Source organism: Streptomyces sp., from assembly GCF_036566765.1.
In the GTDB taxonomy this organism is placed as follows: domain Bacteria; phylum Actinomycetota; class Actinomycetes; order Streptomycetales; family Streptomycetaceae; genus Streptomyces.
In genome coordinates this window covers 1-7,761 of the sequence record NZ_DATCVQ010000237.1, presented here as the reverse complement: position 1 = coordinate 7,761, position 7,761 = coordinate 1, and the positions used below count along the sequence as shown (strand labels likewise).

General features: G+C 71.0%; 7 protein-coding genes. 3 read left to right on the top strand and 4 right to left on the bottom strand.

All coding sequences use genetic code 11. The features are described from left to right. Window positions 1–37: 37 nt before the first annotated feature. Together VIU94_RS13475 and VIU94_RS13470 are read right to left on the bottom strand one after the other, a co-directional pair. Window positions 38–568 (bottom strand): GNAT family N-acetyltransferase, encoded by a 531-nt coding sequence (locus VIU94_RS13475; RefSeq protein WP_331911050.1) that lies wholly within the window; start codon window positions 566–568, stop codon window positions 38–40. Window positions 569–802: 234 nt separating this feature from the next. Further along, window positions 803–1,996: an eCIS core domain-containing protein gene (locus VIU94_RS13470; protein WP_414720943.1), complete on the bottom strand. Its 1,194-nt coding sequence runs from the start codon at window positions 1,994–1,996 to the stop codon at window positions 803–805. 377 nt (window positions 1,997–2,373) lie between these two features. Between VIU94_RS13470 and VIU94_RS13465 the strand changes: the two genes are divergently transcribed. From VIU94_RS13465 to VIU94_RS13455, 3 genes are all read left to right on the top strand, one after another. Continuing rightward, window positions 2,374–2,631, top strand: a complete 258-nt coding sequence (locus tag VIU94_RS13465; RefSeq protein ID WP_331911048.1) for a hypothetical protein — start codon at window positions 2,374–2,376, stop codon at window positions 2,629–2,631. 620 nt (window positions 2,632–3,251) lie between these two features. After that, on the top strand, window positions 3,252–4,532 hold the full coding sequence (locus tag VIU94_RS13460) for a hypothetical protein (protein ID WP_331911046.1): 1,281 nt from the start codon (window positions 3,252–3,254) through the stop codon (window positions 4,530–4,532). Between the two features lie 394 nt (window positions 4,533–4,926). Beyond that, window positions 4,927–5,793, top strand: coding sequence for an alpha/beta fold hydrolase (locus VIU94_RS13455; protein ID WP_331911044.1), 867 nt, complete (start codon window positions 4,927–4,929; stop codon window positions 5,791–5,793). A gap of 134 nt (window positions 5,794–5,927) precedes the next feature. On the opposite strand, the gene VIU94_RS13450 is transcribed toward VIU94_RS13455, so the two are convergent. Further along, window positions 5,928–7,058, bottom strand: coding sequence for an alpha/beta fold hydrolase (locus VIU94_RS13450; protein WP_331911042.1), 1,131 nt, complete (start codon window positions 7,056–7,058; stop codon window positions 5,928–5,930). A 245-nt stretch (window positions 7,059–7,303) separates the two neighbouring features. Further along, on the bottom strand, window positions 7,304–7,417 hold the full coding sequence (locus VIU94_RS44710) for a hypothetical protein (RefSeq protein ID WP_414720942.1): 114 nt from the start codon (window positions 7,415–7,417) through the stop codon (window positions 7,304–7,306). Window positions 7,418–7,761 lie beyond the last annotated feature (344 nt).

Genomic DNA, 7,761 nt, shown 5'->3' with positions numbered 1-7,761 from the left:
CGGCACGAAACTTCAGGTCGCCATGGCGCGCATTGCGTCAGGTCGCGGAGTGGAGCTCGCGGAGCATCACCGCGAAGTTCGGCGAGTCGGGGAACGGTTGACGGTTGCCGACGTGTCGGTACCCCCATGACTCGTAGAGGGCCTGGACCTTCGGGTGGTCGGGGTCGACGAGGAGGACGGCCAGGGCTTCCGGACGGTCGGCCAGGAGCGCGGTGTGCAGTCGTTCCGCGGTGCCCGTCTTCCTCCACTTCGGGCGGACCATCAGCTCGGAGAGCGAGAACGTCGACGCCGCTGCCGGCGGGGTGCTGACGTGCTCGCGCCACCATTCCCGGCCCGGTGCGGCCGGTGCCCCGTAGGCGAAGCCGACCGGCTCGCTGCCGTCGTAGCCGATCACGCAGGCGAAGCCGGGATGCCCTCCCCAGTGATCCACGAACCAGGGGAATCGCCGGGTGAACTCGTTGCCCATGGCGTCCGCGTAGCTGTCTGCGTGGACGTCCAGCAGGGTCTGCCGAATCTGGGGCAGGTCGGCGTGTGTGCAGTGGCGCAGGTCAATGGGGGCGGTGGTCACGAGGGTTCCATTCGGTGCGGTGGCGGTCGGTCCGTTCGTCGGAGATGCGCGAGGAGGACCAGGGCCTCTTCGGCGAGGCCGAGCGAGCGCAGTACCGCGCGTCTGTCGCGGCCGTGGGCCTGGCCCATGGAGGTCGGCGCGTTGGCGGGGGAGGCGTGCAGGGGGCTGCGGCCGCCCGCCGGCGCGGTCTGGGCAGCGGCCCCCGGCGGCCCCCGGATCACTGGGTCCGCGCCGCTACGGGTTGAAGAGACCGTCCCCCTGGTTCCTGGTGCCCGGGCGGCCGGTCTCCACGAAGCGGCAGGCGGCGAAGTGCACGTCGCCCATGTCCGCGTGCAGGATGTCGCTCAGCAGCACATTGTCGTCGAACACGATGGAATGCCCGGCGAGTTGGGGATCGAGCAGCGTGGCCACGTTGATGACGTGGGCGCCCGGGGTTCCCGGGTCGAGTTCGACGTCGTACCCGCCCGCCACAGGTGTGGCCACCGCGGGGTTGCCCCTGATGGTGAGCCCGGAGGGGTAGGAGATCATGTAGTTGGGCGCGGATCGGCCCCCCACCAGGGTGCGCGAGGCACCGGCCTGCGTGCCCTGCTCGACGCTGCCCGCCTGCTCGGTGCCTTGCTCCACCTGGCCGCCCAGGTCGTCCGGGACGGTCTGCCCGTGCACGGTGTAGAAGTGCAGCCTTGTGCCCCTGGGCACCCGGAAGTATCCGTCCACCCGCTCCCAGCCGCCGTGACCGCTCAGGACGAGGCCGTCCCCGCGCGCCGCGGTGGTGTTGTCGGCGAACCAGTCGTCGTTCGGGTTGGCATGGTTGATCTGGGGCCGGTTTCCCGAGTCGTTCGCGCGCTGGACCGCGGTCTCCGCGCGCGCCCGCTCCCCGGGGCCGTCGAGGGCGGCACGCTGTACGGCCGGGCCGCCGGACATGACCCTGCGCGCGTTGGCCTCGGCCTCGCGCTCGAAGCGGTCGGAGGGGTCGGAGACCCTGAGGCCCGTCCCGTTGTCGGTGCCCGCCACGGGACCCGTGCGCTGCTGGATCACATGCGTCAGCTCATGCGCGAGCGTGTGCTTGTCGCCGCCCCCGGCGCCGATGACCACATGGCTGCCCGAGGTGTACGCGCGTGCCCCGATCTCCGCGGCGGAAGCCCTCGCCGCGGTGCCGCTGTGCACCCGTACGTCCGAGAAGTCGGCGCCCAGCCGCGCCTCCATGTCAGCGCGGGTCGCGCCGTCCAGCGGCCGCCCCGGCCCGCGGAGGACCTCCTGCACCGCGGAACGCTGCACGGCGGGCCGCCCGGCCTCGTCGTGCCCGCAGTCGGCGCTGTGCTGGTGCGCGTCCTGCGCGTCCTCCTCGCCGAGGCGACCGGCGGCGCGGAGCATCTGCACGACGGCGGCGTTGCCGATGGTGCCTTGCAGGCCCACGAGCGTGGGCGGCACGGACTCTGCGCCACCGCGGCCGCTCTGCCCGCCCGGCGTGCGACCCTCCGTGCGGCTCGTACGGCTCCGGGCCGAGGCGGTCGCCGTAGCGGTGCCAGGTTCCTCGGACTTCTTTCGGGCTCGCATAGACCTTCTCCCCACGCAGGACGCAACCCCTCCTGCTTAGCCGCCGCGCTCCGTGGACGCCAGGTCCGTGAGGGCACACTTCGCTGCCCGCGAGGGCACCCGGAACAGGACCCGTACACCGGGACGGCCCCAGACCGTCACGTTCCTCACGTCTGAACGGATCCCTGTGCGTGCCCGTATCAGACAGTGCGCGTCCCCTGTTCTCGACGAGCGCGGCACCTCCCTGACCCCGATGAGATGAGGACCGGCCTATGAACCCGCCTGCCAACCTGCCCATCCAGGCCCTGCCCAACGGCGAAGCTGAACTCCGCCTCGTGGTCCAGCTGACCTGGGACGACATCGCCGCCCTCGGCAAACAGGCGAGCCGGCTGGCCGCCCAGCACAAGCGCCCGGTCAGCCTCGACGAGGCCGCTAGCGACAGGCTGCGCACCAGGCTCCCGGACGCCGGTCAGGGCAATGCCCAGCGGATGGCGGCCCTGCCGCCCCGGCCTGCGGCCAACACCGCATAACCCTCGCAGGAGTTGGCCGCCCGACCCCCGGTCCGTGCACTCGAGGCAGGGGGCGGCCCGCCCTGGCGCGCTGTGTTTCGCGCACGGGGGCGGGACGCCTCCTCACCGCTCCGAGGCCGTGATTCACCTGGTCATGACCGACCTGATGGCTCGCCGCGTCACCGGCGGGCAGCACCGGCAGCCAGGGCAGTCGACCGGGGCGCCGGACGCCTCGTTCTCCTCTACGGAATCCCCTGCATCCGCATCGCCGCCCTTACCACCTCTGCCGTCACAGGGGCTCACGACGGCGTCCAGCTGATGCTCGGCACGAAGCCGGTCGAGATCTCAGAGCCGCCGGCCAACTGGCGGGCGAAGTACCGGCCGTCGTCCTCAGCCGCCTTCTCGGCATCCACATCAGCACGCCACGCTCTGGTCCCAGGAGGCGGGCGACACTCGCCCAGGCTACGCGGCGGCGGTGGCACGGAGGGAACTCCGCAAGAACTGATTGCCGGGGGTTGCAGATCAACCCCCGGAAAGTGATGTCACACCCATCATGACAGGTCAGAGGGTGTTTTCGTAGGAGGAACAGCACAGGCAACCAGCCTTGTTCGGCCCTCTCTTGGGCACCCAGAATCTCCGCTATGAATCACTCGGGGAAAGTCGATCAGGACGACATCGTGCGAGCGCGGAATGTGCTGCTCGCGTCCGGACGCCGCACGCCGCGCGAGGAAGTCGACGCCTACCGGGTGCTCGCTCAGGTCAGCCCCGCCTCGTACCTACCGCTCTTGTCCAAGGCGCTGCAACGTCTGACCTACGACACTGCCTCCGGCAAATGGCATGCATCCTCGCTCGCGCTGTGCGAGGAGGCGGTGGCCGTGGCGCGGTCCATCGATCCGGCCGAACCTGCCCGTGCGGACGTTCTGTACGACGCCCTCAACTCGTGCCAGAGAGAGCTGTACACCGTGGGCCGACGCGCCGAAGGACTCGCCATGCGCGCCGAGATGCTCGCCATCGGCCGTGCACAGGCCGAACTGTCCGGAGTCCCCGTGGCCGGACTGAGCAAGTGGGCTGCCGGCCTCTCCGAGGAAGGCCGGTATGCCGAGGCTGCCGATGCCATGACCGAGGTGGTCGCAGCGATCCTGCCCGGCGGGTCCCGCAGTGGGGCTCTCGCCTGGTCACTCCTGGAGTGGATCGCCGCTCTCCATGACGCCGGCCGGTCCGGCGAAGCACTCGCCGCGTTCGAGACACTCGTCAGCATGGAAGCGGCCGAAGCCGCGAATGACCGCGACTCGATAGCCTGCCATCTCTACTCGCTCATCGGGTACGCACAGATGCTCGACACCCACGGCCGGGGCGAGCAGGCGGCCCTCGTGCGGCAAGAGGCACTCACCTTGCTGACGGAGTTGGCCGATACCGGTGAGCGGAAATCCTGGGGTAGCTATCAGGCGTCGTTCTGGGCGGTCCTGCTGACCTTCTCCGGCGCCGAAGGTGATCGGGCTGCGTCCGATGGACCGCGTCCGCCTTCGGGGGCTGCGCCCATAGAGTGGTCGCCCGATGCCAAGCGGCGCTACTTCGACAGCCGTCATGCCCTCCGAGAAGAGGTGGACACCCTCGCTCCGCGAGCCACCGAAGATCCGGACCGACACCTGGCCGAACTGGTTCGCCTGCATCGCGTCCTCACCATCCGCTCCGCCGTCTACTGGGAGAACCGCACCCATCTGTTCGCGGAGCAAGTGCGCTCCCTGTTCAACGACGGAGTGAGCCTGGCCCGCCGACTGGCTCAGCACGACCCGGCAGAGGGAACGCGAACACTGGCCAGGATCCTGATCGACCGATCGACCTTCCACACCGCCGTCTGCGAGTTCAGGCCCGCGCTCGATGATTTCCGCGAAGCCCTGAGCTACCTGGGGGAGGCCAACTAACCCGAACCGGCCAGCGTCCGCGCCAGGACTCGTGCACACAAGCAGCTCGCGCAGAGGAGCATCAGCCATTCCGCGGACCTCCCGGAGTACCGGATCGGTGTCTTCCCAGTAGGTGCTGTGGAAGCCTTCGACCGTTTCACGAATGTGCTCGATCTCCCAACCCGCGCCCTCCGGCCAGGGCTTCGCCAGCCGCCGGACGCGGTCACGGTGCACGCGGAGCCGCAGGGGCGTCGCGAGACAGCCCGCCGCGTACACCTGCCTGGCACCCGAGATGTGCCCGACAGCGGCCGACAGGGCAGGACGCCAGCAGGCCGCACGGGCCCAGGCTTGCGGCACAACTCGCCCAATCCGTACGGCCCTTCCTGCGGCACTGCAGGGGCGTGATACTCGACCGGTGGACTCCATCTATCGCAGCACGGCGGGCGAGAAGCTCATCCGTTGCTGGTGTCTCGACCAGCTCGCCGCATGGTCGGTGCCGCACGAACGCAAGACGGTGACAGCCAAGGGCGCACTGACCCATGTGGTCCTCGCCGGCTCGGGTGCGACGACGGTCGTGTTCGTCCCGGGAACGAACTTCAACGCCGCCGCATCCCTGCCGCTGGCCACGGCGCTGGTCGCCGCCGGCTACCGGGTCCTGTTGGTGGACGTCCCGGGCCAGCCCGGTCTCAGTTCTGGTGAATGTGGCCTCTCCGGTGGTCAGTTGTCCTGGTATGGGAGGTGGCTGAGTGAGGTGATGGAGCAGATCTCGTCCGAACCGGTAGTGGTGATGGGCCACTCCTTCGGTGCTGCCATCGCCCTGTCCAGCGACTCTCTCCAGATCGACCGGCTCGTCCTGGCTTCCCCCGGCGGGCTGACCAGGCTGAGGTTGACCCCCTCGGTGCTGGCCGCCTCGGCCGCCTGGTTCCTGCGGCCCGCACCGCAGCACAGCGCGCGGCTCCTTCGTGCCATGCTCGCGCCTGGCCATCCACCCCGCGAGGAATTGGTGGACTGGATGACACTGGTCGCCCGGCACGCGCGCTCCAGCGGAGCGCCCGGCGTTGCCGTCCTGCCCGCGCGGGCAATTCCCCGTGTGGTCGTCACTGGGGAGCACGACGTGTTTCTCCCTCCGCAGCGGCTCGGCCCCGCAGTGCGCGGCGCACTCGGCGCCGAGCTGCGTGTGCTCTCCGAGGCCGGACACCTCGTGGTCGAAGAGCTTCCCGAACGCCTGTCCGCCCTGATGGGGGACCCGGGCCAGTCTCTGCCGGCCGCTCCTGGCCGCTGAGGCGCGTACAGGGATGAGCCGGCGCGCTCACCCGACTCGTGGAGGATCCCGTCCTCCGTGTCTCCGTCGTCGATGCCAGGGACAGTTGTCCACGCGCTCGGGCGGCAGCCATCGGCCGGCGGTTGTAGCGGCGCTCACCTCGGCAGGTTGCGGGCGAAGAACGACCGTACGAGGTTGCGAACAGCGGGTACGGTGACGCGCGGGTCGGCCCGGCCGACCATGGTGGCGCGGTCGGCGGCGGTCATCAGGCCGGCGCTCTGGATCTGGGGAACAAGGGCCGCGTAGTCGGTGAAGACCCAGTGGTGGGTGTCGTCGAGCTGCCGCCGGGTGGCCGGGCCGCCGTGCGCGAGGAGCGCCTCCCAGGAGCGGTCCAGGCGGGCGTCGCGGAAACCGTCGGTGCCGGCCAGGAGCAGCGGCCGGTCCGTCGCCTGCCGGGCCACCGGGAGGAGTTCGCCGTCCATCTGGTCGAGGTACCCCTCCAGGTTGACGGCGGCGGCGATCCGCCGGTCCTCGTGGAGCGCCTGTGCGACCGCCGTGCCGCCCGCGGAATGGCCGTACACGCCGACTCCGTCGAGGCCGAGTGCGTCGAGGACGAAGCGGAGATCGGCGACCCGGGTGTCGATCATGGTGCGGAAGGCGGCCGCGTCGGGTGGGCCGATCAGTACGGTCTCCCGGACCCGCGAGCGTTCCGGCCGCTCGTCGGGGAACTCCACCTCGCTCGCGTCCCCCGGGTGGTCGACGGTGATGACCGTCCAGCCGTGCGAGGCGAGGTCCACCGCGAGGGAGCTGCCCATCGTGCGGGCGTCGCCGCCGCCGGGGCTGTAGAGCAGCACGGGGCGCCGACCGGGCAGGGGCTGGGCGCCGGCCCGAGCATGGGTGAGGGTGGCCGCCCAGTCGACTCCGGTCGGCGGCAGCGGCGGGTGGATCCAGTGGGCGAGGCCGGCGAAGGACTTGGCGGCGCCGGGGGTCATCTGCGCAGCGCGCGGGAAGCGTTGCCCGGGGACGGCCGGCCGCAGGACGGTGACCATGAGCTCGCGTACACCGACCCTGGGGTCCCAGGGGTCGTTGCGGGATGCGTCGACAAGGTAGTGCGTGCTTGCGCCGACGGGGTACGGCCCGCTGGGCGCCGGCAGACACAGTCGCAGGAGCGGCCCTCCGTCGCGGGCGGCGGCGGAGGCCGGGGCGGCGCCGAGCAGCAGGGCGGCGGTGCCGGCGAGGGCGCCCTTGGCGAGGGAGCGGCGGCTGGGTGTGAAGGAAGAGGTCATGGACGGCATCCTGGCGGCGGCCGCTGGGCCGGGGCGAAGCTTGTGGCTGGGGCCGAAAGGCTGGCGTGGAGCATGGGGATGTGCGTGATCCGGAGGGTCACACTCGAATTCGAGACCGGGCACCAGGCCCTGCAGGCTGAGCGCGCTGTGCTGGGGGCGGTCCGACGGGCCGGCCGGCCATCTTCGGCTGCCCGGACCGCGCAGGCGCAGGGCACACCGACCCGAGGCCCCGCCCCACCGTCGCCTCAGCGCTCGCGGCCGGTGACGGTGCGCGCTTCCCAGTCCCAGGCCGCGATCTCGACCCGGTTCCGGGTCCCGAGCTTGGGCTGGACGCTGACGAGGTGTGTCTTGACCGTCAACAGCGAGATGAACCGCTCGGCGGCGATCTCCTGGTTGGTGCGCCCCTGGCCACCCGCCGCACCACGTCGAGCTCGCGCCCCGGAGCTCCTTCGTGGGGGCGCGTGTCGCTGGTTCCTCGAAGAGGAGCTTCCGCCGGGCGGGGGCCCCACCGCCTCGGCCGTGCGATGGGCCGGCATCGGCCGAAAGCACGGTCCATGGCGGGGCGGCCGAGTTGGCGGCGTTCAGCCGGCCTCGTCACCGGAGAACTCCTGCCGCACTGGTGGCTGCCACAGCCACGCCGACCGCTTCTGTACCCGCGCCGACGTCATGCGGTCACACGGCGCGCTTGGTTCAGTGATCGTGA